Origin of the sequence: Brevundimonas sp. (assembly GCF_041688735.1) — a bacterium.
Classification (GTDB): Bacteria; Pseudomonadota; Alphaproteobacteria; order Caulobacterales; family Caulobacteraceae; genus Brevundimonas.
Genome location: NZ_JBDNHO010000001.1, coordinates 14,022 through 36,505, shown reverse-complemented (window position 1 = coordinate 36,505; position 22,484 = coordinate 14,022). Strand labels below are relative to the sequence as shown.

Sequence of the window (22,484 nt, the reverse complement as noted above, 5' to 3'; positions counted from 1 at the left end):
TGGAGGGGGCTGGCCGCCAAAGCCGGTGGGTGGGTCGCCCCCTCCACCGCCGTTCCGGCGGTTCCCCTCCCCCGATGGGGGAGGATTTTTCGTTACTCCGCCGCCGGATCATCCATCAGCCGCCGGGTCAGATAGGTGTATTCCAGCGCCAGCCGACGGGCGGTCTCGCGCAGGTTCGCCCCCGCCGCGTGGCCGCCGTCGGTATTTTCATAGAACAGCACCGGATAGCCGAGCTCTTCCAGCCGCGCCGCCGCCTTGCGGGCGTGGCCGGGGTGGACGCGGTCGTCCTTGGTCGAGGTGTGGATGAAGACCTCGGGATAGGGCTGGCCGGCCGCGAGCCGCTGATACGGCGAATAGGCCTCGATCCACGCCCGCTCCTCCGGAATGTCCGGATTGCCGTATTCCGCCATCCAGCTGGCCCCGGCGAGCAGCTTGTGGAAGCGCAGCATGTCGAACAGCGGCACCTGGATGACGGCGGCGTTGATCAGGTCTGGCCGCTGGGTCAGCATCGCCCCCATGAACAGCCCGCCTTGGGAGCCGCCCATGATGCCCAGCTTCGGCTGGCTGGTGATGTCTCGCGCGATCAGGTCCAGCGCGACGGCCTGGTAGTCCTCGTGCGCCCGCTGCCGGTTCTCCTGCAGCGCCGCCTGGTGCCAGCGCGGCCCGAACTCGCCGCCGCCGCGCGTGTTGGCGATGACATAGACCCCGCCCCGCTCCAGCCACAACTTGCCGACGGTGGCCGAATAGCCCGGCAGCAGCGACGCCTGGAAGCCGCCGTAGCCGTACAGCAGGGTTGGATTGGAGCCGTCCATGGCCATGGCGTCGCGGTGGACGACAAAATACGGAATCTTCGTCCCGTCGGCCGAGGTCGCCTCGAACTGGTCCACCGTCATGCCTGTGGCGTCGAACTTGGCCGGCAGGGATTTGGTCTGGTCCAGCGAGCCGGTCGCCGCGTCGGCCAGCCACAGGCTGGACGGGTTAAGGTAGCCGGTGACACTGACGAACAACTGGTCGTCCCGGTCGGACGCCGAACCGACGCCGACGCTGACGTTCTCGGGCAGATCCAGCTGCGTCCGGCTCCAGTAGTCACCGTCGGCGCCCTGGTTCGGATCGAAGGAATAGACCGCCCCGCGCACATTCTCGAACAGCGTCACAACCAGCCGGTTGCGGGTTGCGGTGATGCCTTCGATCGCCTCGCGCGGCCCAGGCCTGATCACCAACGCCGCCTGCACGGCCGGATCAGCCAGCCAGGACTGCAGATCATAGGCGATCACGTCGCCGGTCTGGAACGCCTGTCCCGACGGGGCGGTCCAGTCCTGATCGGTAGTGAATACCAGCCGTCCCCGGACCAGGGCGTTGATGCTGGATTTGGCCGGGAGCTCCAGCTTCGTCGTCGTGCCGTCGGCATTCAGCCGGTGCGTCTCGCCCTCGTAGAAGCTGACGCCGCGGTTGATCAGGGTCGCCTGCACCAAGCCGTCTACGTCGCGTAGCGTGTAGCCGGACACCGAGACATCTGTCGGCTGGCCGGTGAACACCGTGCGCGCCTGATCCACGGTCTGGCCGCGCGTCAGCACCTTGACGATCATCGGATAGCCCGAACTGGTCAGGGTGCCCGGGCCGAAGTCGCGCGAGATCAGCAGGGTGTCCGCGTCCACCCACGAGGCCCCGCCCTTGGATTCCTCAAGCACGAAACCGCCCTCGACGAAGGTGCGGGTGGTGCGGTCGAACTCGCGGATGGTTACGGCATCCTTGCCGCCGTCCGACAGGGAGACAAGGCAGCGGGTCTCCTGCGGCGGCAGGCAGGTCGCACCCTTGTAGACCCAGTTCTTGCCCTCGGCTGCGGCCAGGGCATCAAAGTCCAGGATGGTCTCCCACTGCGGCGCGTCAGTCCGATAGCTGTTCAGGGTCGTGGTGCGCCAGATGCCGCGCACATGGGTCGCATCCTGCCAGAAATTGTCGATCGTACCGTCGTGGTTGAAGCCGGGAGCCGGGATGCGGTCACGCGACTGGACGATCTCCAGCGCCTGCTGATGCAGGGTCTCATAGCGCGGGTCGCCGCGCAGCACGCCCAGCGAACGCTCGTTCTGTTCGTTGACCCAGGCCATGGCCCGCTCGCCGTCAACCTCTTCCAGCCACAGATAGGGATCGGTCGCGTCCGAAGTCGCGAAGCCACCACCGGGAACCTCGGCGAGTGCGGGGGGTGGCGCTGCAGTCTGGGCCATGGCGGCGCTCGTGAGGGCGGTGGAAGCGAGAAGGGCGGCGAGCGCGGCTTTGCGGATCATGATCGGGTCCCCGACTGAATGTCGGCGGGCACCTTAACGACGGACAGGGGTCCGGCAAGGCGAAGTCAGACAAGGTTACGGCTTTGTCATCCGCGCCAGATCAGCGCCCCTCGTCGGGAATGCACAGAAGGTTGCCGCAGGCCTTGCAGTGCACCGCGTCCGGATCGTGCACCTGCAGGCCGCATTGATCGCAAGGAAAGCGCACCTTGTGCGGCCGCAGCAGGGTCTGGCCCAACCGCACGAACAGGGTCACCCCGCCGAGCATGATGAGGATGGAGACGATCCGGCCCCAGTCTCCCGGCAGGATAATGTCGCCGTAGCCCGTCGTGGTCAGGCTGGTAACGGTAAAATACAGGGCGTCGATATAGCCGGTGATACCCTCATGGCGGCCCATGAAGCTGGTGTAGACGAAGCCCGTTGCGACGAAGACGAAGGTGATCAGGGACACGAGGGCCTTGGTGGTGTCCTCAACCCGGGTGTCGTCGTAGCGCCGCCCGATCGTGCGCCAGAAGAAGTCCGAATGGATCAGGGTCCAGAGCCGCAGCACCCGCAGGAAGCCCAGGTTGAAGAAGAAGGGGAAGAGCAGCGTGGCCAGGATGAACAGGTCCATCCAGACGATCGGCCGCTTCAGCCAGTCGCGGATGTTGGAATAGGCCGACGCCCGCGCGGCCAGGTCGGCGGCCAGAAGGGCTGCGATGACATAGTCGATAATGTAGAAGATCAGCCCCTCGCCGCGCAGCAGCGGCGCGGCGATGAAAAAGGCGATGATGGCAAGGTCGATGGTCAAGACCGCCAGCCGGAACCGCACCGCTACCGGAGATGAGCCGTGATAGAGCGCTCGCAGCCGGGCGCGAAGGCGCAGGCCCTCGGTCTTCTCTTCGGCAGGTTCGGGGGCGGGGCCGGCTCGACTCATGGTCCATCGATAACGCGGCTCGCTCGCGCGAGGAACCGGCAACCTCTATATACGACGTCTATGACACGCCCTTTCGTCAAGATGAACGGTGCCGGCAACGACTTTGTCGTCGTCAACGCGCTTGAGGTGCCGTTCGCGCCGACCGCCGATCAGGCGCGCGCTCTGGCCAACCGCGAGACCGGCGAAGGCTTCGACCAGCTGATTGCCATTGAGCCGTCCGCGACCGCCGACGCGTTCATGCGCGTCTGGAACGCTGACGGCGGCTCCGTGGAGACCTGCGGCAACGCCCTGAGGTGCGTCGGCTGGCTGCTGATGGAAGCCAAAGGCGTGGATCGCGTGACCATCGACACGCTCGGCGGCCCGACGGTCGCGATCCGCGCCGGAGATCGCCGGGTGAAGGTCGACATGGGCGCGCCGCGGACCGACTGGGATCAGGTTCCCCTCGCCGAAGAGATGGACACCCGCGGCATCGAGCTTCAGGTCGGCCCCATCGACGCCCCGCTGCTGCACACGCCCGGCGCCGTCTCGATGGGCAATCCGCATGTGGTCTTTTTCACCGACCGTCAGGACGACGGCTTCGTGCGTGGGGCCGGCTCGCTGGTCGAGAACCACCCGATGTTCCCAAAAGGCGTCAACGTCGGCTTCGCCAATGTCCTGTCGCCGGACCACATCCGCCTGAGGGTGTGGGAACGGGGCGCAGGCCTGACCAGGGCGTGCGGCACCGGCGCCTGCGCGGCGCTGGTGGCGACGGCGCGCAGGGGCTTGACCGGCCGCTCGGCCCGCGTCGACGTGGACGGCGGCGAACTGGACATCGACTGGGACGAAGCCTCCGGCCACGTCTTCATGACCGGCCCGATAGAGATCGAGCGCACGGGGACGCTGACGCTCTAGTCGCTTCCCACCGGACGCGCTAACGAACCGCATGGTCGCCGCCGACACCCCCGCCGATATCTTCAAGCGCGCGCTTGCCCACGCTGCCCGCGCCCTGGCGGAACAGTCGGAGCTGGAGGTGGTGTTCGGCTCGGACGGACCGAAGCTGTCCAACGGCGTCCTGACCCTGCCGCATCCGCCGCGCGACCCGGGCGCGCCCGAGACCGCCACCCTGCGCGGTCAGGCCGACCGTCTGGCCCTGCGTCTGGCCAATCACGACGAAGGCCTGCACGCGCGCCTGCGCCCGATCGACACCCGCGCCGCCGAGGTGTTCGAGGCCGTCGAACAGGCTCGCGTCGAGGCCGTCGGCTCGCGCGCCCTTGCCGGTGTCCGGGCGAACATGACCGCCGCCCTGCTGAACCGACTGGAGAAGACGGGCGCGCTGCGGGTCACCGAGGCCGACCGCGCGCCCGTGGCCGAGACCGTGGCCCTGCTGGTCCGCGAGCGGCTGACCGGCCTGCCTGCGCCGGACGGCGCCGGGGCCCTGCTCAATCTCGTCCGCGCCGACCTGGAGGCGAGGGCCGGTGCCCGCATCGACGCCTTGGCCGAGGCCGCCGATGACCAGACCGCCTTCGCCGCCCGGCTCAAGGACGTGCTTCGCGCCCTCGATCTCGATCCCGGCGACGGCCGCGGCGAGGACGCCTCCGACGAAGACGGCAGCGAGGAGCCCGATCCGCAGGACCCGGACGCCGCTGACGATCAAGACGAGGAAGACGACGCCGGCGGCGGCGAAGGCCAGTCGATGGACGGCTCCGCCGACGACCAGACCGCCGAACAGGAGCGCGAAAGTCGCCCCGAAGGCGCGCCCGGCGATCCTGACGGCGAAACCTCCGACGACGGTCCTGAGCTGAATGAGGGGGCCCTGCCCAATCGCCAGCAGACCGGCGACGACGGCCGCGCCATCGACGCCTATCGCGTCTTCACCACCGCCCATGACGAGACCATAGACGCGGCCGACCTGTGTGACCCGGCGGAGCTGGAACGGCTGCGCGCCCTGCTGGACCAGCAGCTGACAGCCCTGTCATCCGTCGTGTCACGTCTGGCCAACAAGCTGCAGCGCCGTCTGATGGCGCAGCAGAACCGCAGCTGGCATTTCGATCTCGAGGAAGGAGTGCTGGACACTGCCCGCCTGACCCGGATCATCACCGACCCGACCTCGCCCCTGACCTTCAAGGCTGAAAGCGAAAGTCCCTTCCGCGACACGGTCGTGACGCTGTTGCTCGACAACTCGGGCTCGATGCGCGGCCGCCCGATCATGGTCGCCGCCGTCTGCGCCGACATCCTGGCCCGCACGCTGGAGCGTTGCGGGGTCAAGGTCGAGATTCTCGGCTTCACTACCCGCGCCTGGAAGGGCGGCCAGTCGCGCGAGGCCTGGATCAGCGCTGGCAAACCACCGATGCCAGGCCGCCTGAATGACCTGCGCCACATCATCTACAAGGCCGCCGACGCGCCATGGCGGCGGGCGAAGAAGAATCTCGGCCTGATGATGCGCGAGGGCCTGCTGAAAGAGAACATCGACGGCGAGGCCCTGACCTGGGCGCACGACCGTCTGCTGGCCCGCTCCGAGGCGCGTCAGATCCTGATGGTCATCTCGGACGGGTCGCCGGTCGACGATTCCACCCAATCGGCCAATGCGGCCCTCTATCTGGACAAACACCTGCGGCAGGCGATCGAGCGGATCGAGACGCACTCGCCGGTTGAACTGATCGCCATCGGCATCGGCCACGACGTGACCCGCTGGTATAGCCGCGCCGTCACCCTGGTCGATGTCGAACAGCTGGGCGGAGCCATGACCGAGAAGCTGGCCGAACTGTTTGAAAGCCGGCCCAAGGCCGCTCCGACCCGACGTCGCAGGGCCGCGTGAAACGGGCGGCTGCGCTGTCAGCGGCCTGGACGCTGGCGGCTTGCGCCACGGTGCCGCTGTCGATTCCCTTGCACGACGCCTTCCCTTCCGACGGATGGACCCCGTCGCCGGCCTCATCGAGGCCCGTCGGGCTGGGCCTTCCCGGCGGGGTTCGCCTCGCCGAGGGCGTCCGCTTCATCGGCGGGCTGGAACTGGTCGCCGGCGGCGACTCGCCGCTGCACGGCCTGTCCGACCTCAAGGTCTCGGGCGGATGGTTGCATGCGGTCACGGATGCGGGCGATCTGGTCCGGTTCAGGGTCGCGTTCGACGCCGCGACCGGGACACCAATGTACGTCGAACGTCTGGGCCTCCGGCGTCTGACCAGTCGGGACGGCGGCCCGATCACAGACACGTTCGAAGGCGACGCCGAAGGCCTTGCCCTGATCGCCGACCGGGAACTTCTGGTCAGCTTTGAGCGCGACCACCGCATCTGGACCTACGGCCCCCTGGACGACCCGGACGCCCCGACTCCGCTCCCCTCGCCCGATCACCCGTTCGCCTCGAACGCAGGCATGGAGGGACTGGCGTCGGGGCAGGGTGATTGGCGCGTGGCGGGCGAGGACGGCGGGGTCTGGGATTGCGACCGGCGCGCCTGTCGCGTCGTGGTCGCGCCGCCGGACATTCCACCGCCCCCCGGCGCATATCGCACCACCGGTCTGGATCGCGATCCCGGGGGCGAAGGGTGGTTCGTCGTTCAGCGAGCCTACCGCCCGCCACTGGACGCACGGGCCCGGGTTCTGAGAATGGACGCGGAGGGCCGGTTGGGCCCCGCCCTGATCGCGCTGAGCCTGCCGTCGACGGTTGAGAATTTCGAAGGCGTCGCGGCGGAAACCACGCGCAACGGCACGCGCCTCTACATCCTGTCAGACGACAATTTCAGCGCCAGGCAGCGGACCCTGCTGCTCATCTTCGACGTCCCAGGTCGCGCGGGTGCGGAAGACTAGACCCGCTCCGACACCTTGATCGCCGCGCGGCAGCCGGCCTTGATCACGGCGCTGAGCAGGCGATAGGCCGGAGCCTCGCGGCTGCCCTGCGCGATCGCGTGGTCGTGGTGGGCCAGCTCCTCGTCGCGGAAGACCGTCAGCTCCGCCGCCAGCGCCGGGTCCCGCTCCGCCAGTTCGGCGATCTGGTCGGCGTAATGCTTCTCGATCACGCTCTCTACCGCCTCGGTACAGGCGTGGGCCGCCTTTTCGCCCATCAAGGCCGTTCCGGTCCCCAGCGCCAGAGACGCCAGCCGCCACACCGGCAGCATCAGGGTCGGGGCGATCCGCTCTTCGGTCAGCAGGGTCTCGAACCGCTTCAGATGCACGGCCTCGTGGCCCTGCATCTCGCTCAGATCTGCCGAGATGGCCTCTCGCCCCGCGCGGCCCTCGAAGACGGCGCACTGGGCGCGGTAGATGTGCACCGCAGCGTACTCGCCCGCGTGATCGACGCGCAGAAGCTCGGCACGGCGACGCTTGCTGGCCCCCAGGCCGGGGCGGGTCAGCGGAATGCGTCGACTCTCGCCGGGCGTCCGATCAGAGTTTGGGGGCGCGGGCATCCTTGGGCCTCTTGGCGGCGAGCAAGCTGAACACGGCCAGCGCGGCCGAGGTCAGGACATTCCATCCTGCCATGGACAGGCCGAGGAAGCGCCATGCCACCGCGTCGCACAGGGCGGGCGGCGGCGGGGGCGCGGTGCCCAGCGCCAGAGCGGTCAGGCTTTCCAGACTGACCTCCCCCCCGCCGGCGCAGGTCGCCGGCAGCACCCACCAACCGTTCTCGCCGCCCATGTGGAAGGCGGCGGTGATCGCGCCCGTGGTGAAGATGACGGCCAGCAGGAAGGCGGCGATGCGGGGCGTGCCGCGGCTGCCGCGGCTGACCAGATGCCAGAGGGTTGCGGTCAGGGCCACGGCCACGGCACCCCAATAGACCTCGCGCTGCTTGAGGCAGAGGTTGCAGGGGGCCAGACCGGCGAAGCGCTCGAACGCATGCGCCGCGCCCAGCATCGCCAGCGAGGCCAGCAGGGCGAAGGCGGTCCACCACCGCGTCAGGAGTCGGTAAAGCTCTCTCATCCGAGGACGTTCATAGCGGGGCCGGAACGTGCCGTCGATGCGCCTCAGCCGGCGAACCGGGACAGCAGGCCGGCCGCCCAGCCCGCGCCGACAAAGAAGCCGACGCCGACGACCGCCAGCGTCGTCGCCCAGACGGTGGCGACAGCGGCACCCGCGGCGACGAACAATCCATCGCGCTGGATCAGTCCGACCGAAAGCAGCGACAGGGCGACGGATGGCACTGTGTTGGTCATGGGCAAGACGATGGTGAGGGTGGCAAGAATCATGAAGGCGGCGGCCGCGCGCTCGGCCCAGCCGGTGGTGAAACTCGCCAGCCGTGGACGGGACAGGTGCTCGAACCACCGCATCCGCTTGCTCGCAAAATCGGCCATTCGATCCAGCCATGCCTTCGACACGCGGCGGTCGAGAGCTGCCGTCGGCAACCACGGCTCCTCGCGGCCCATCAGCATCTGGCCCGCGAGCAGGAGGATGGGAATTCCGACGATCTGCGGCACGCCGTAAAGGGCAGGTACAAGACAGGGAATCGCGAGGATGAGGATCATCAGGCCATAGGCCCGCTCATCCAGCCGGTCGCGGATTTCCCGCAGGGTCAGCCCCTCGGGCCCTGATGCAGCGGCGAGACTTTCGACGAGAGAGATGAACCCTTGCCGATGATCATCGACGTGCTGGTTTTCGTAGGCGGTCATGAGGTCCATCTGGGCCGGGAGGCCCGACCGGTAACCAAAAGCCGGAACGATGGCGAGGGCTTTCGCGCACCGCGAACCGCCGAAACCCGTCGTGAATCGCGATTTTTTCGGCGCCTTGGTGTAAAGACCGTGGTTCCGCCTCTCCCAAAGATCGGAGACCCCATGCGCTATCTGCACACCATGGTCCGCGTAACGGACCTCGAAGTCTCGTTGGTCTTCTGGCGCGATCTGCTGGGGCTGCGCGAAGTCCGGCGAATGGAGAACAAGGCCGGGCGTTACACGCTCGTCTTTCTGGCCGCAGCGAGCGACCTCGATCGCTCCGCCGCCGACCGGTCGCCCGAGGTCGAGCTGACGTTCAACTGGGATCCTGGGACCTATTCCGGCGGCCGCAATTTCGGTCATCTGGCCTTTAAGGTCGACGACGTATACGCGGCCTGCCAGACGCTGATGGACGGCGGAGTCACGATCAATCGCCCGCCCCGCGACGGCCGAATGGCCTTCGTCCGCTCGCCCGACGGCATCTCCATCGAACTGCTGCAGGAGGGGGAACCGCTGGCTCCCGCCGAACCGTGGACTTCCATGCCCAACGTCGGGAGCTGGTGATCTTGAGAACGCTTTCCCTGCTCGCCCTGCTGGCCGTGGCGGGCTGCGCCTCCCCGTCCGAAACCTACCCGTCGCTGCTGTAACTTGCGCTCAGGCGCGTGACGGGGAATGGTCCGCCCGTCGTATTTCGGGAGGGTCTCATGCGTCGTCTGCTCGTTTCCACCGCGGCTGCGGTCGCGGTCCTGACGGGGGCTCCCGTCCTGGCCCAGACGCCTGCGCCCACCCCCGCCGTCGCGTCGCCGACCAGCGAGGACGCTCGACTGGCGGCCTTCTTCGAGGAGGCCTTCCAGCAGCGCATCGCCCTGTCGCCCCAGCAGATGACCGCGCTTGGCCTGAAGACCGACTACGACAAGCTGGACGACGGCACAGACGCTGCGGCGGAGCGGGCGCTCGCCCTGGCCGAGAGCCAGGTGGCGCGGCTGAACGACCAGTTCAACCCGCAGACGCTGAGCGCCGAGAGCCGGCTGTCCTGGCGGCTGTTCGAATACGGCGTGGAACAGGCGCGGGTGAGCAACCGCTGGCGGGACTGGGGCTATCAGTTCGCGGCCAATGGCAATCCGACCACGGGCCTGCCGGCTTTCCTGATCAACAATCACCGGGTCACCAGCGTGACGGACGCCGAGGCCTATGTCTCGCGCCTGCGCGAGTCCGAGAGGGTGATGGGCGAGATCGCGGCCGAACTGCGCGACCGCGCGGCCACGGGCGTCATCTCGCCGAATTTCGTGTTCGAGCCGTCGATCGCCAATACCCGCAATATCGTCACCGGCGCGCCGTTCGACGGCGGGGCCGACAATCCGGTGTGGGCCGACTTCCAGAAGAAGGTCGTGGCGCTGGACGCCGACCAGGCGACGAAAGTCCGGCTTCTGGGCGAGGGCCGCGCGGCCCTGACCGGAGAGTGGAAACGCGGCTATGAGGGCGTGCTGGCCACGCTGTCCGAGGTCCAGGCGCTGGCTGCGGCCATGCCCGACCGCGACGGTGGCGTATGGCGGCTGCCCGAGGGCCAGGCCTATTACGATGCCCGCCTGAACCTCTTGACCACGACCGACCTGACCGCTGACCAGATCCACGACATCGGCCTCGCCGAGGTCGCCCGCCTGCAGGGCGAGATGCAGACGATCATGACCCAGGTCGGCTTCACCGGCTCGCTGCAGGACATGTTCGCCTTCCTGAAGACGGATCCGCGCTTCCAGTATCCGAACACACCGGAGGGCAAGGAACAGTATCTGTCTGATGCGCGCGCCTTCGTCGCCCAGATCATGGCCGCCGCGCCGACATGGTTCAGCGACCTGCCGAAATCCGCGCTGGAGGTGCGGGCGGTCGAGCCGTGGCGAGAGGCCACAGCCTCCATCGCCTTCTACAACCGGCCCGCCCCCGACGGGTCGCGACCCGGCATCTACTACGTCAACCTGTCCGACATGACCCAGGTGCTGAAACCCCAGATCGAGGGCATCAGCTACCATGAGGGCGCGCCGGGCCATCACTTCCAGATCGCCTACGCCCAGGAAATGGAGAGCCTGCCCAGCTTCCGGAAATTCGGCGGCTACGGGGCCTATATCGAAGGCTGGGGTCTCTACGCAGAGCGGCTGGGCAAGGAGATGGGCTTCTATCAGGACCCCTATTCCGACTTCGGCCGCCTCTCGACCGAGCTGTGGCGCGCCGTCCGACTGGTGACCGACACCGGCCTGCATTCCAGGCGCTGGAGCCGCGAACGGGCGATCGAATATTTCCGCCAGAACTCGCTCCTGAGCGAGCGCGACATCGTCAAGGAAGTCGAGCGCTACATCACCAACCCCGGCCAGGCGACCAGCTACAAGATCGGCGAGCTGAGGATCATGGAACTGAGGGCGCGGGCCCAGGCCGCGCTGGGCGACCGGTTCGACATCCGGGCCTTCCACGCCGTGGTCCTGGGTTCCGGGGCCTTGCCGCTGGACCTCCTGGAAGAGCAGGTTGACACTTGGATCGCGGCGGGCGGCGGCGCTCCGGCGGCCTGAACTCTCGCCTTGGGACGCTTTGAAGGGTAAAGGCCGCCGCCATGCCCTTCACCGCGACCGTCCTGACCATGTTCCCGGAGGCCTTTCCAGGACCGCTCGGCGTGTCGCTCATCGGCACGGCGTGGCGCGAGAAGGGGCTGTGGGACCTGCAAACGCTGGACATTCGGGACTTTTCCGAAGATAAGCGCGGCTTCCTGGACGACACCCCTGCGGGTGGCGGCCCGGGAGCCGTGCTCAAAGCGGACGTGGTGGCGAGGGCGCTGGATAGCGTATCCGGACCTCAACGGCCGGTCTTGTACATGAGTGCCCGGGGTCGGCCCCTGACCCAGGCGCGCGTCAGGGAATGGGCCAAGACGGACGGGATCACCGTTCTCTGCGGGCGGTTCGAGGGGGTGGATCAGCGCGTGCTGGACGCGCGCGGGTTCGAGGAGGTCTCTGTCGGAGACGCGGTTCTCGCCGGTGGCGAGGCGGCGGCGATGGTGGTGATAGAGGCGTGCGTACGATTGATCCCCGGGGTGCTGGGCCAGGCGATGAGCCTGAGCTCGGAAAGCTTCGAGGACGGTCTTCTGGAACATCCGCAGTACACGCGACCGCGGACGTTCGAGGGGCTGGATATACCCGAGGTGCTTCTGTCGGGCGACCACAAGAAGGTCGCACAATGGCGCGAAGAGCAGCGGCACGTGACGACCCGGGAACGGCGGCCAGACCTCTGGACGGCGCATCTGGACAAGAGAAATGCGGGACTTGACCCCGCCAAATCACAGCAAAAGGGCGCAAAAGCCCGAGGAGAATAGAATGAATATCCTTCAGACCATCGCGGCCGAAGAAAAAGCCCGCCTGACCGCCGTCCGCCCCATCCCCGACTTCCAGCCCGGCGACACGCTGCGGGTCATGGTGAAGATCAAGGAAGGCGAGCGCGAACGCATCCAGGCTTTCGAGGGCGTCTGCATCGCCCGCGCCGGCGGCGGGATCAACGAGAATTTCACCGTGCGCAAGATCAGCTTCGGCGAAGGCGTCGAGCGCGTCTTCCCGCTGATGTCCCCGAACATCGACGCCATCGAGGTCAAGCGCCGCGGCGTCGTCCGGCGCGCCAAGCTCTATTACCTGCGCGATCGCCGCGGCAAGTCGGCCCGGATCGCCGAGAAGCAGACCGTCCGCCCCGCCAAGGGCGCCGTCGTTCCGGTCACCGGCACGGCCGAGACCCCCGACGCCGAAGCATAGGCAGTTCTACCCCAGCCGGAATGACGAAGGCCCCGGTGGTGACGCCGGGGCCTTTTTGTTGGCGGTCAGGTTGTGCGCTCCGCAGGCCACACGAAACGACAAAGTCGGTAGCGCCAGCCCGTTGCTCCGCCACCGGTTAAAATTTTGGGTTGCGGACTGCGTCGTGCTGTTTAAGTCTCTCTCCAAGGATGTATCCGGGGGTCAGATGTCTGTAAAACTCAACTTACGCCATGCACTGCTTTGTTCGGCGGCGGTCTGCGCGATCGCGGCACCAAACGTCGCGGCGGCGCAGTCCACAGTTGGATCGGGATCGGCCGGGGTATCGACGCCGATACCGTTCAACCCGGAGCTTGAGCGCCAGATCGTCATTGCGAACCCGGGAAACTCCACAACCTCGCGTGATCCTAACAATGTCACCGGTATCGGGCAAATGGTCGTGGACAATGGAGGCGGGTCCATCGGCTTGTGCACGGGCTCGCTGATCAATCCGCGGACGGTTCTGTTCGCCGCCCATTGCGTGAACACACGCGCCGCGACCGCGTACGGCTCGGGCAGCGGCGGCACCGCGATTTCGTTCGGGTTCCAGAACAACAATCTGCCGGCGGTGCAGCGGTGGTTCAACCCGACTGTCGGCGGTCAAGCCAATCCGCTGTTCCGTCAGTCGAACCCCGGCCTCAGCCTCTTCAACGTCAATCAGGTGCGGTACAATGAGTTGTCGATGCGACCTGAGGCGCGCAGCTTCCTGATAGGCGATGTCGCGACCGCCACCCTGGATACGCCTGCGGGCAATGTTCCGACCTGGGCCCTGCTCTTCTCGCCGCTGGCCCCGACCACGATCACGACCGCCGGGACGGGCTACAACGTCGGCATCGCCGGCTACGGATCGCATGGCAGCGCCGCCACTGGCTCGGTCAGCAGCTCCGACTTCCGTCGCCGGATCGCCGACAATGTGCTGGGCGCCCTGACCGACCTGAGGACGTTCGAGACTTTCCTGTTCGGCAGTTCGACCAGCCCCACGCAGAACCTCTACTTCATCGATTTCGATGATCCGCTGCGGGGCCAGGCCGGCGTCAGCCCGTTCGATTTCAACGCCTTCAGGGACAATTCCCGCGGGACCCGCGAGGGCGCCACGGCGCCCGGCGACTCCGGCAGTCCGCTGATCCTGCAGAACGCGCAGAACCTGAATCTCGCGATCGGCGTGCTGTCCGGCGGATTTACGCGTTTCTTCAACGGGCAGCCAGCTAACGGTTATGGCACGGTCAGCTTCTATCAACCGATCTATCTCTATTGGGACTGGATCGCAGAAAACAATCCCTATCGCTATGTCACAAACGTCGCCGGAGATCGGCTGTGGACCGATGCGTCGAACTGGGTCACGACCCTTGATCCCAACTATCAGATAATCGGGCCGAACGGCCAGATATTGAACGGCGTCCCGACCGTTTTGGGCGAGCGGAACAACGGCACGACGGGGCAGTTCGGCGAAATCTGCTTCCAGTCTGGCGGCAACAGCGATTGCCTGAACACGACTACCCGGGCCCGGCGCGTGGACCGCCGCCCGATCGGAACGGACGATGTCGTCGAAACCGACGATCTAGACTATGACGATGCCGTGGTTTCGAACACCTCGGAGAGCGTTGTCGCCGTGGCCGAGTCGGAAGTGGGCGTCGCAACGCTGCCCGCCGCGACCCTGGCGAACGGCTTGCCCGGCGCGACCGGTTTCAGCCCGAACAATCAGGACCCTGTACGAGGCTCCGGAGCGCTCGGGCGATATTTCGACGTGACTTTGAACGCCGCAGGCACGACGACGCTGAACTCCACCGTCACCGTGGACCGGTTCCGCATTTCGGGAGCCAACACCCGGTTGCAGATCGGTTCAGGGGCGTCCCTGACCAGCCTGATCGACGTCAGTCAGCTTACCGGGACCCTCTCGATCGACGGTCAGCTGAACTCTGGAGGCGACTTTCTGCTGCTGAGCGGTCTGCTGTCCGGGAACGGGCGGTTGGCGGCACCCTTCGTAACGAACGTGCTCGGCACGATTGCCCCTGGGGCCCTAGGCGGGGTTGGAACCCTGACCGTCGAGGGCAATCTGGTCCTGTCGAGCGGTAGCCGATTTGTCGTCGATGTGGGTACCGTCCAGGCCGATCGTCTGAATGTCAGCGCCGGCGGCGGCCAGGCCGGGATCGCCACCCTGGGCGGCTCCCTGATCCTGAATCCCGTCGGTGCCATATCAACCTTTGGCTCGACCTTCACCGTGCTTTCGGCTGCGGGCGGGCTCGTATCGAGATTCAACAACGAGGTCACGGACCTGTCGCCCATCCTGTTCGGGACGGTGAGCTACACCAGTGAGGCCGTAAACTTGGCGATTGGGGCGCGATCGTTCAACACAGTCATCAATCCCACCTCCCACAGCCAAGTGCTTTTCGCCGGACTGCTCGATCGGAATCGTCTGACCAGCTTCAACGCGCTGTCGCGGCTCTATAACGAGCTCGACATCGCCAGCGCCCCCGCCATCCGCTCGTCGCTCCAGGCGATGGCTCCCCGTACCGAGGCCGTCAAGCGAGGCCAGGCCGTGATCATGACCGAGGCACTGGCGAATTTCACCACAAGCAGGCTGGCCCTGTTGTCGAGCGAGGATGCCGGGGGAACCCTGACGCTCGCCGGCAATCCGGCCGCGCTGGCATTCGGCGCCGCGGTGGACACGGCAAGCTTGCTGGGACACGCCCAGACTGCGGACAGCTCCGTGCGCCGCATCCTGCCTCAAGACGTGAGCGCTTTTCTCCAGGCCGGCTATATCGACGGCCGTTCAAGCCCACTGTTCAGTGAGGAAGGCCGGGATGCCGTCACCGGCTGGTTTGTGACGGGCGGTGTTGAATTGCATTCCGACCAACGCTCCAAGCTCGGCTTGGCTCTGGCATACGCCTCGACCGAGGGCGATCCCGATCCGCTCCAGACGTCCGACGGGGAACTGGTTTCGGGAACGGCCTACGGCACGCACCGTCTCGCGAACGGCGTGGTCCTGGACGCCGCGTTCAATTTCGGAACGCATGACTATGCGACCGAGCGTCTTGTGGTCGTCGGGGCAAGTTCATTCACCCAGCGCAGCGACGAATCGGTTCTGTCCTTCGGTACAGAGATGGGCGTCAGCAAGATTTTGGACCAAGGCGATTTCCGGGTGACTCCGCGCGGATCGATCCGTTCCAGCTCGATAGACTTCAAGGGCGTCCGGGAAACCGGGGGTGCCGCGGCGCTGACGGTCGAAACCGGGAATTACACCAGTCTGCAGGCGCGCATCGGTCTCAAGCTGGACGCCCCGTACAAGAACGACGACGTCACCATTAACCCACACATCTCGGCGGCGCTGGCGCACGAGTTTCTGGACAGCGAGCCGGGTTTCCTGGTCGGTTTCGCCAACGGAACCGGCGGCAGCGTACCGATCCTGGCCTCAGACCGGGAAAGTGCGTGGGGCGAAGTAAGCGCCGGCATCGAATTCGCGAGCGAGACGGCCAAGCTGGACCTGTCCGTACAGACGACCGTCGGGCGAGACGACATCGACTTTCGGACCTATCGCGCGGCCGTGAGCTGGAAGTTCTGACGGGGGTCCCGGTTGGTCCTGTCGTCGAGTCGGCCCCGTCGTTGAGATACCCTTCGCTCCGCCAGCGGACCCTGTACTATGGCCGACATGGCGCTTGCTGCATTCACGATGATCGACGACTTCCTGGCCAATCCCGACGAGCTTCGGGAGAGCGCGCCGGGGCTGGGCTATAACCGGTCGTCCGCGCGGGAGAACTACCCGGGGATCACATCGGATCGACCCATAGCGATCAAGGCCCTCGACGACTTCGTGTCCCGCGCAATAGGGACGCCTGTCTTTGCGGCGCGTGGAACCCTGCATGGGCACTGCCGGATCACCCTGCGCGTTGATCGCGGGCGTAGGGGTGTGCACGTTGATCCCGCGTTCTATTCCGGGATTCTCTACCTCAGCCGTCCAGAGCATGCGCGCGGCGGGACGGACTTCTACCGGCACCGCCGCACCAACCTGGACAAGCCACCCACGACCCCGGAGGGTGTCTTCCGAGCGGGCTACAGTGACCTCAACCTGCTGATCGAAAACGTTGTCAACAAGTACACGCACAGACCGTCGGCATTGCAAAAGACGTTCACCGCTCCGATGCGATAAAACAGGCTGATCCTGTTCTCGCCGTGGATGTTCCACCACAGCGCCGCTGGCTTCGGCGACACCGCCGTCTCGGGCCGACTAGTCTATTCAAGTTCTTCGCCGCCGCCTAGGCCCAGACCGATACGCGGTGAGCGCCTGAAACTCGCCTCCACAGGCACCGGTCTCCCTCCCGGTCACGAATAGGGAGACCGTACATGATCAGTTCGGATGCAGGCGGCCGTCCGCGTCCTTCTGGCCTTCCAGACTGTGCTTCAGGGCGCGCATCTGGTCGTGGCCGTCCTTCACCGTGGAATAGGCGCGGCGGATGGCCTCGCGGGTGGTGGCCGAGACGGCGGAGTCTTCCAGTGCGGTCTCGAACTTGCCCTTGATGAAATCCTCGCCGGTCTCGACCGAACTCACCACGGCTTGCTCGTCGCGCAGCAGGGCGTGTTTGACGTCCATAAAGGCGCGGTGGGCCTTGGCCAGGATGGTGCCGTCGTCCTCAGGATCACCGCCCAGGCTACGGACGCTGCCCTGGAGATCGGAAGCGACCTGCTGACGCTCGAAGCTGCGGGCCTCGAACAGGGTCTTGTAGTTGGCGTCGTCGGTTTCCTTGGCGGCCTCGCGATAGCCGTCGGCGCTGTCCAGCGTGGTTTCGATCAGGCTGTTCAGAACCTTGATGTCGTGGTGCCCGGGGTTGCTCATGGGTCGATCTTTCACTGTTTCATGGAGGAGACAGGAAAGCGCGGGCGGACCCGAAAAGGTTTCAGCTTGGCCGCTACAGTTTCGTCCGCAGAGACCATAGCTCGGGGAAGCAGCGGCGTTGCAGCGTCTCGGTCAGATAGGCCACGCCTTCGGTTCCGCCGGTGCCGCGACGGCGTCCGATGATCCGCTCTACGGTCACCACATGCTTGTGCCGCCAGGTCAGAAGGGCGTCGTCCAGATCGACAAGTTTTTCCGCCAGCTGGTAGAAGGGCCACCAACGCGTGGTGTCGCGATAGACCTCCAGCCAGACGTCCTCAATCGCCTGCGAAGGCTCATAGGGCCGACTGACGTCGCGGTTCAGCACGTCGGGCGGCACCGGCAGGCCGGCGACGGCCAGCTGCGACAGGGCGTCGTCGTACAGGCTGGGCGCGTCGATGGCGGCTTGCAGCGCCGCATGCGCCTCGGGTCGTTCCAGGTGGAACTTCAGGAACCGCGCGTCTTTCAGGCCCAGCATGGCCTCGAAGCGGCGGAACTGGTCGCTCTGGAAGCCGGAACTCGATCCCAGTACGCCCCGGAAACGCAGGTAGTCGGCCGGGGTCATCGTGGCCAGGATGTCCCAGCTCATGGTCATCACCGCCTGGATGCGGCTGACGCGGGCCAGGCTCTTGTAGGCGGGGACCAGATCGCCGGCGCGGACCAGCCCCTGGGCCTGCGCCACCTCGTGCAGGATCTGTTTGAGCCACAGCTCCTTGGTCTGGTGAATAATGACGAACAGCATCTCGTCATGCTCGTTCGACAGCGGATGCTGCGCGGCCAGCAGGTCGTCCAGCGCCAGATAGCCGGCATAGGTGATGTCTGAAGGTTGGGCCCCGGGCGCGTCGGTCATGTGTGACCTATCGCGCGCGATGGGCCCAGGCTCAAGGCTTGTCGTCGTCGCCCCTGCCGGGATCGAGCGAGTTGTCGACCCGGTCGTCCCAGCCTTCGCGATTTGATTTGAAGGCCAGGGCCATCAGGCCCCATGCCAGTCCGACCGTGCCGAACATGCCCAGCAGCAGGGCGATCCAGCCATGCAGAGGCAGGTCGCCGCCGCCGATGGCGGACCAGAACAGGCTGACGCCGGTGGTTGCCACCCCGGCGATCAGGGCGGCGAGGGAGAGGTTGCGCGTAAAGTGGGCAAGGCGTCTGGCCATGCTCACTTCATATCCGCTTTCAACGCCTAGCGCTGCACCCATTGCCCCTGGGCGTTGCGATACCACTCGCCCGAACTGATGCGGGGCCGGACAATGGTCTCAAAGGCACGGGCCCCGGCTACATCGGTGCTGGCACCGGCGGCCTGTGCGCTGCGGGCATAAGCCTCGCGGCGGGCGGCATTAATGACCTGCACCGCCTGGGTCAGGAGAGCGTCCGACGAAGAAACGCGGAAGCCGAGATAGCCGTCGGCCTGCTCGCCCACCGCGCCCTGCGCCTTGGCAGTGTCGATCACCGCCTTTTGCGCGGCGGTCTGGGCGAAGGCCGCGCCTGCGGCCAGGCCGAGGGCCGCGATGGCCGCCGTCACGACGAAGAGGTTGCGGAGAGACATGATGATCGACCTTCGCATCAGAACAGGTTGGGGTTTTCGACGAGGAGGTCCTGAAGCTCCTTGTCGAGCCGGACGCGCACATCGGCGTCCAGTTTCGCATAGATCTGGATCGGATCGACCTGCAGCCGGACCGTGGGCGTGCAGGCGGCGGTTCCGATGACGGCGATGAGGCCGATAAGGGCGACCGAGATGCGCGTCCGGGTCATGAGGGCTGTCTCCGGTATTGCAGTTGCGATGACCTAACGCCTGTCGGGGTGAATGGGTCCTGAACGGCGAAGGTGGGCCGATCAGGGCGTCGTCTCGGGCGAGGGTTGGCCTTTGCGGGCGCGGTTCAACCGCAGCAGGTCGCCGACGAGTTGATTGACATTCAACGACGTGTCCAGCGTCAGGTCGATTCCCGTGCCCGACGGCAGCGTCAACGGCCGGTTCAGGAATTCGCGGCTGATCAACTCGGCGATGGACGCCCTCAGCTCTTGCCTCTCGGGCGGGTCGTGGCGCCCCCGGATGCGGAACAGGACGCCGATCCGCCCCTCGTCCAGGCTGTTCACCTCGGCCGAGAGGATGTCGAACGAGAGGTCCTCCATCGCCTGATAGGCCAGGTCCTGCACCGTGTTGGGCGGCAAGCCATCGCCGCCACCCCCCGCCTCAAGCCCGCTCAGGGCCTCGCGCGCAATGGACAGGCGACCCGGCTGGATCGCCTGGAGCGAACCGGCGGCGATGCGGATGCCGCGTTCCGGGTCGGAGGTGAACGGAAGGTGGCCGGACACCACCGCGTCCAGGATCACATTGTCGCCGAAGCCCGATCCCGCGATCACTTCGCCCAGCTGAACTTTGTCCAGAACGATCACGCCGCTGAACGACTGGCTGCGATCCAGTGGCAGAGTGAAGGGTTCAACCCGAACCGTCCCGCCGGCGAGCGCGACCGTGCCGCCGCCGACGGTGACCCCGGCCTTGTCGAGGCCAAAGGTAACGGCCACGTCAGTCAGGGGCGCGAAGGTCTCCAGCCGGTCCGCCGTCAGGCGCTGGTCGGGGTCCGTGATGAGGGGGGCCAGGCTAGTGAAGTCGATGGCCCCGCGCAGCCCTTTGACCGGCCCGGCGGCACTGACGAAATCCAGTCCAGGAATGGTCAGGCGGCCGGAACTGGAGCCTTCGGACTCTGCGGCCCAGTCCACCCTGCCCTGGAAGGCGACGGAGCCGGTCGCGGGCGAGCCGACGACATCGCCCGCCAACGGGCTGAGATCGGCGGGCTGAAGACCGCCGTCGGCAAACACGACGGACGGCGCGTCGATGGTGATGCCCCCCGTCCCGGTCCGGCCGTCATGCGCCAGATCGAGCCGACCGAGGCCGGCGCCGTTTCGCGCCAGGTCGAAGCTGCCGCTCCAGTTCTCGCCGGCGAGACGCGCGGTGCCGTTGGCCGTCACGGGATTGAAGCGGAGCGGGCGGGTGGCGTCCTCCACCATGGCCGTTGCGATGCGAGCGTCCAGACCAATGCCGCCCGGCCCACCAGTCGCCGTCAGGGCGCCTGAAGTGTCGCGGACGCGCAACGCTAGGAAGGGCGCGGTGGCGTCGACGCCCCGCAAGGTGCCGTCCGCCCGCCACCGTCCGTCGGCGATGCTGACGAGCGGACGTTCGACCGGACAGAATTCGCCAGACAGGGCGGTGACGTCGTTCTCGCCCAGTTCCAGCCGCGCCACGGTCAGGGACACGCAGCGGGCGCCGATGTAACGGACGCCGGCGCGTGAAGAGGTCAACCAACCCCTCGTGTCCAGGGCGATCCCGCGCGCCAGACCGAAGTCCAGCGCCGCGCGCCCGTCCAGCGCAGCGGTAAATCCGTCCGGAGTCACGCGCCAGTCGGCAATGGCAAAGGCGGCCTCAGGCAGGCCCCGCCCCCGCGTGGCCGTCAGCGACAGGGCGCCGCCGCCAGCCTGTCCGCGAGCCGCCGCGAAGATCGGTCCGGCCGCCGGACGCAGAGTGAGCACGCCGCCGTTCGCCGGGCGCAGGGTGGCGGGCCGGGTCAACGTCACGCGGGTCCCCCCGTCCCCCGCGACAACCGCGAAAGCCGGAGCATCTACGGCGAATGCGCCCAGCGCCCGTTTCATCTCCACCAGTTCGGGCAGGTCATCCCTGGCCGCCGGGCCGAACAGGGGCCATGCGCCACGCGCCGCCCGCAACGACCCGGTCGCCCCCATCCTGATTCCGCCGTCGACCACGAGGTCTAGATCCAGGACGCTCCTCGCGTCCGACAGCGACAGCGCGTTCCACATCAGCCGCCGGGCCGTCGCCCCGACGGGACCCGCCGCCTCGACCGCTGCGCCGCGACCGCCGACGGTCAGCCGGTTCGAGGCCAGCACGACGTCGGACCCCGACAGTCCGGCCCCAGTCACGCGCGTCGCGCCGATCCGCGTCCCGCCGTCCAGCCGCCAGGACAGGCCGTCGGCGTCGCGCGCGATCAGGGTTCGCGTTCCAGTCAGTCGCGCCGTCAGCCCTGAGGCGTCGAACCCGTTTCCGCCGACCGCGCCGGCGCGCGTCTTGGCCTCGGTGGTCCCGTCAATGCGGAAGGTCTCGATCCAGCCCGCCGTCCGCCCTTCGAAGCGCGCGTTCGCCACGCCGTCCCGCAGCGTCGCGCCACCGAAAGACAGGCGTTCGCCCAAGATTATCGCGGTGAGTCTGACGAGACCGTCGCCCTTTCGGGTCTTGAGGTCGGGATAGGGCAGGTCGGCGGCGAATGTCAGGCGCAGGTTCTGGCCACCCAGTCCCGGCCACTGGATAGCGCCGGCGGAAGCGGCGCCTCTCGCGGCGACGCGGTCGCCGGTGGTGGTCAGGTCCAGATTGGCGCTGAGCGCCCGGGCCGATCCGTCCCCGCTGCGCAGGTTGGTGGCCGGCATCCGCGCCACCAGCCGCACCAGCTTGCCGTCATCGACTCGCGCGTCGCCGCGGATCAGCGCCGCGCCGTAGCCGGACTGAAGGCGCAGAGTGGCGTCCTCCACCAGAACCAGCGGCCCACGACTGTCCGGCCGGGGCGGCTGGCCCGTGAACCGTTCGATCAGCGGATCCAGCGACCCGAAAGACAGTTCCCCGTCGCGCCAGGTCGCCCGCGCCACCGGGCGCACCAGACGGATGCGACTGGGGCTCAATCCCAGCCCGGCCTTCGACCAAGGCGCGCCGATAACATAGTCCAGCTCGACCCGCTCGACGACAACGTCCGGGTCACGAGGATCACCGATACGAACGCTCGCGATCAGGCTGTCCAGTTCCAGCCTTTCGATCCGGACGTCTGACTGAATGCCTTGCCGATCAAGCCATCCCGTCAGGGCCTGCCGCGCCGCCGCCCGGCGGTTCAAATACAGCGCCGCCATCAACACGAGCAGCACGCAGGCGAAGACGCCCGCGGCCAGCAGGAGGCGGCGGACCGGCCGGGAGCCTGACGGCGGACGACGCGAAAGGCTCGGCTCGGTCATTCT

20 protein-coding genes are annotated in these 22,484 nt (G+C 67.1%); 9 read left to right on the top strand and 11 right to left on the bottom strand.

All coding sequences use genetic code 11. The features are described from left to right. Positions 1 to 92: 92 nt before the first annotated feature. Both ACESMO_RS00180 and ACESMO_RS00175 read right to left on the bottom strand, forming a co-directional pair. Complete coding sequence (locus tag ACESMO_RS00180; RefSeq protein ID WP_372706158.1) at positions 93 to 2,282, bottom strand: prolyl oligopeptidase family protein; 2,190 nt, start codon at positions 2,280 to 2,282, stop codon at positions 93 to 95. 100 nt (positions 2,283 to 2,382) lie between these two features. Beyond that, positions 2,383 to 3,195, bottom strand: coding sequence for a potassium channel family protein (locus ACESMO_RS00175; RefSeq protein WP_372706157.1), 813 nt, complete (start codon positions 3,193 to 3,195; stop codon positions 2,383 to 2,385). Between the two features lie 60 nt (positions 3,196 to 3,255). On the opposite strand from ACESMO_RS00175, the gene dapF reads away from it, so the two are divergent. The 3 genes from dapF to ACESMO_RS00160 are packed head-to-tail and all read left to right on the top strand — an operon-like array spanning position 3,256 to position 6,972. After that, positions 3,256 to 4,086: a diaminopimelate epimerase gene (gene dapF, locus ACESMO_RS00170; protein WP_372706156.1), complete on the top strand. Its 831-nt coding sequence runs from the start codon at positions 3,256 to 3,258 to the stop codon at positions 4,084 to 4,086. 31 nt (positions 4,087 to 4,117) lie between these two features. Beyond that, positions 4,118 to 5,989: a cobaltochelatase subunit CobT gene (gene cobT, locus ACESMO_RS00165; protein WP_372706155.1), complete on the top strand. Its 1,872-nt coding sequence runs from the start codon at positions 4,118 to 4,120 to the stop codon at positions 5,987 to 5,989. Beyond that, positions 5,986 to 6,972 (top strand): esterase-like activity of phytase family protein, encoded by a 987-nt coding sequence (locus ACESMO_RS00160; RefSeq protein ID WP_372706154.1) that lies wholly within the window; start codon positions 5,986 to 5,988, stop codon positions 6,970 to 6,972. The genes cobT and ACESMO_RS00160 overlap by 4 nt, the downstream gene beginning before the upstream one ends. Here ACESMO_RS00160 and ACESMO_RS00155 read toward each other — a convergent pair. The 3 genes from ACESMO_RS00155 to ACESMO_RS00145 are packed head-to-tail and all read right to left on the bottom strand — an operon-like array spanning position 6,969 to position 8,765. Then, entirely contained in the window at positions 6,969 to 7,568 is a 600-nt protein-coding gene (locus ACESMO_RS00155; RefSeq protein WP_372706153.1) for a demethoxyubiquinone hydroxylase family protein, read from the bottom strand. The genes ACESMO_RS00160 and ACESMO_RS00155 overlap by 4 nt on opposite strands. Then, positions 7,546 to 8,079, bottom strand: coding sequence for a disulfide bond formation protein B (locus tag ACESMO_RS00150; protein WP_372706152.1), 534 nt, complete (start codon positions 8,077 to 8,079; stop codon positions 7,546 to 7,548). The genes ACESMO_RS00155 and ACESMO_RS00150 overlap by 23 nt, the downstream gene beginning before the upstream one ends. Before the next feature lie 44 nt (positions 8,080 to 8,123). Further along, a complete protein-coding gene (locus ACESMO_RS00145; RefSeq protein WP_372706151.1) occupies positions 8,124 to 8,765 on the bottom strand; it encodes an exopolysaccharide biosynthesis protein in 642 nt (213 codons plus the stop codon). A 162-nt stretch (positions 8,766 to 8,927) separates the two neighbouring features. On the opposite strand from ACESMO_RS00145, the gene ACESMO_RS00140 reads away from it, so the two are divergent. From ACESMO_RS00140 to ACESMO_RS00115, 6 genes are all read left to right on the top strand, one after another. Beyond that, positions 8,928 to 9,368, top strand: a complete 441-nt coding sequence (locus tag ACESMO_RS00140; protein WP_372706150.1) for a VOC family protein — start codon at positions 8,928 to 8,930, stop codon at positions 9,366 to 9,368. A 140-nt stretch (positions 9,369 to 9,508) separates the two neighbouring features. After that, positions 9,509 to 11,359 (top strand): DUF885 family protein, encoded by a 1,851-nt coding sequence (locus tag ACESMO_RS00135; protein WP_372706149.1) that lies wholly within the window; start codon positions 9,509 to 9,511, stop codon positions 11,357 to 11,359. Between the two features lie 41 nt (positions 11,360 to 11,400). Continuing rightward, positions 11,401 to 12,153, top strand: a complete 753-nt coding sequence (gene trmD, locus ACESMO_RS00130) for a tRNA (guanosine(37)-N1)-methyltransferase TrmD (RefSeq protein ID WP_372706148.1) — start codon at positions 11,401 to 11,403, stop codon at positions 12,151 to 12,153. Between the two features lies 1 nt (position 12,154). Further along, on the top strand, positions 12,155 to 12,580 hold the full coding sequence (gene rplS, locus ACESMO_RS00125; protein ID WP_372706147.1) for a 50S ribosomal protein L19: 426 nt from the start codon (positions 12,155 to 12,157) through the stop codon (positions 12,578 to 12,580). A 121-nt stretch (positions 12,581 to 12,701) separates the two neighbouring features. Continuing rightward, positions 12,702 to 16,175 carry an autotransporter domain-containing protein gene (locus tag ACESMO_RS00120; protein WP_372706146.1) on the top strand — a complete coding sequence of 1,158 codons (3,474 nt, stop codon included), beginning with the start codon at positions 12,702 to 12,704 and terminating at the stop codon, positions 16,173 to 16,175. Positions 16,176 to 16,253: 78 nt separating this feature from the next. Next, a complete protein-coding gene (locus ACESMO_RS00115; RefSeq protein ID WP_372706145.1) occupies positions 16,254 to 16,760 on the top strand; it encodes a DUF6445 family protein in 507 nt (168 codons plus the stop codon). A 198-nt stretch (positions 16,761 to 16,958) separates the two neighbouring features. On the opposite strand, the gene ACESMO_RS00110 is transcribed toward ACESMO_RS00115, so the two are convergent. The 6 genes from ACESMO_RS00110 to ACESMO_RS00085 all read right to left on the bottom strand — a co-directional run bounded on the left by ACESMO_RS00110 (position 16,959) and on the right by ACESMO_RS00085 (position 22,481). Next, on the bottom strand, positions 16,959 to 17,444 hold the full coding sequence (locus ACESMO_RS00110; RefSeq protein ID WP_372706144.1) for a PA2169 family four-helix-bundle protein: 486 nt from the start codon (positions 17,442 to 17,444) through the stop codon (positions 16,959 to 16,961). 73 nt (positions 17,445 to 17,517) lie between these two features. Then, the gene (locus tag ACESMO_RS00105) at positions 17,518 to 18,330 is read right to left on the bottom strand and encodes a tryptophan 2,3-dioxygenase (RefSeq protein ID WP_372706143.1); all 813 of its coding nucleotides are present in this window, start codon (positions 18,328 to 18,330) and stop codon (positions 17,518 to 17,520) included. 31 nt (positions 18,331 to 18,361) lie between these two features. Further along, positions 18,362 to 18,634, bottom strand: a complete 273-nt coding sequence (locus ACESMO_RS00100) for a hypothetical protein (RefSeq protein ID WP_372706142.1) — start codon at positions 18,632 to 18,634, stop codon at positions 18,362 to 18,364. Between the two features lie 26 nt (positions 18,635 to 18,660). After that, complete coding sequence (locus ACESMO_RS00095) at positions 18,661 to 19,023, bottom strand: YdbL family protein (protein ID WP_372706141.1); 363 nt, start codon at positions 19,021 to 19,023, stop codon at positions 18,661 to 18,663. A 17-nt stretch (positions 19,024 to 19,040) separates the two neighbouring features. Next, entirely contained in the window at positions 19,041 to 19,229 is a 189-nt protein-coding gene (locus ACESMO_RS00090) for a YnbE family lipoprotein (protein ID WP_372706140.1), read from the bottom strand. Between the two features lie 81 nt (positions 19,230 to 19,310). Next, on the bottom strand, positions 19,311 to 22,481 hold the full coding sequence (locus ACESMO_RS00085) for a YdbH domain-containing protein (RefSeq protein ID WP_372706139.1): 3,171 nt from the start codon (positions 22,479 to 22,481) through the stop codon (positions 19,311 to 19,313). Positions 22,482 to 22,484: the final 3 nt, after the last annotated feature.

Bases quoted from the DNA above. Each gene is read 5' to 3' on its own strand.
- ACESMO_RS00180 (WP_372706158.1), bottom strand. From the start codon at position 2,282: ATGATCCGCAAAGCCGCGCTCGCCGCCCTTCTCGCTTCCACCGCCCTC.
- ACESMO_RS00175 (WP_372706157.1), bottom strand. From the start codon at position 3,195: ATGAGTCGAGCCGGCCCCGCCCCCGAACCTGCCGAAGAGAAGACCGAG.
- dapF (WP_372706156.1), top strand. From the start codon at position 3,256: ATGACACGCCCTTTCGTCAAGATGAACGGTGCCGGCAACGACTTTGTC.
- cobT (WP_372706155.1), top strand. From the start codon at position 4,118: ATGGTCGCCGCCGACACCCCCGCCGATATCTTCAAGCGCGCGCTTGCC.
- ACESMO_RS00155 (WP_372706153.1), bottom strand. From the start codon at position 7,568: ATGCCCGCGCCCCCAAACTCTGATCGGACGCCCGGCGAGAGTCGACGC.
- ACESMO_RS00150 (WP_372706152.1), bottom strand. From the start codon at position 8,079: ATGAGAGAGCTTTACCGACTCCTGACGCGGTGGTGGACCGCCTTCGCC.
- ACESMO_RS00145 (WP_372706151.1), bottom strand. From the start codon at position 8,765: ATGACCGCCTACGAAAACCAGCACGTCGATGATCATCGGCAAGGGTTC.
- ACESMO_RS00140 (WP_372706150.1), top strand. From the start codon at position 8,928: ATGCGCTATCTGCACACCATGGTCCGCGTAACGGACCTCGAAGTCTCG.
- ACESMO_RS00135 (WP_372706149.1), top strand. From the start codon at position 9,509: ATGCGTCGTCTGCTCGTTTCCACCGCGGCTGCGGTCGCGGTCCTGACG.
- trmD (WP_372706148.1), top strand. From the start codon at position 11,401: ATGCCCTTCACCGCGACCGTCCTGACCATGTTCCCGGAGGCCTTTCCA.
- rplS (WP_372706147.1), top strand. From the start codon at position 12,155: ATGAATATCCTTCAGACCATCGCGGCCGAAGAAAAAGCCCGCCTGACC.
- ACESMO_RS00115 (WP_372706145.1), top strand. From the start codon at position 16,254: ATGGCCGACATGGCGCTTGCTGCATTCACGATGATCGACGACTTCCTG.
- ACESMO_RS00110 (WP_372706144.1), bottom strand. From the start codon at position 17,444: ATGAGCAACCCCGGGCACCACGACATCAAGGTTCTGAACAGCCTGATC.
- ACESMO_RS00105 (WP_372706143.1), bottom strand. From the start codon at position 18,330: ATGACCGACGCGCCCGGGGCCCAACCTTCAGACATCACCTATGCCGGC.
- ACESMO_RS00100 (WP_372706142.1), bottom strand. From the start codon at position 18,634: ATGGCCAGACGCCTTGCCCACTTTACGCGCAACCTCTCCCTCGCCGCC.
- ACESMO_RS00095 (WP_372706141.1), bottom strand. From the start codon at position 19,023: ATGTCTCTCCGCAACCTCTTCGTCGTGACGGCGGCCATCGCGGCCCTC.
- ACESMO_RS00090 (WP_372706140.1), bottom strand. From the start codon at position 19,229: ATGACCCGGACGCGCATCTCGGTCGCCCTTATCGGCCTCATCGCCGTC.
- ACESMO_RS00085 (WP_372706139.1), bottom strand. From the start codon at position 22,481: ATGACCGAGCCGAGCCTTTCGCGTCGTCCGCCGTCAGGCTCCCGGCCG.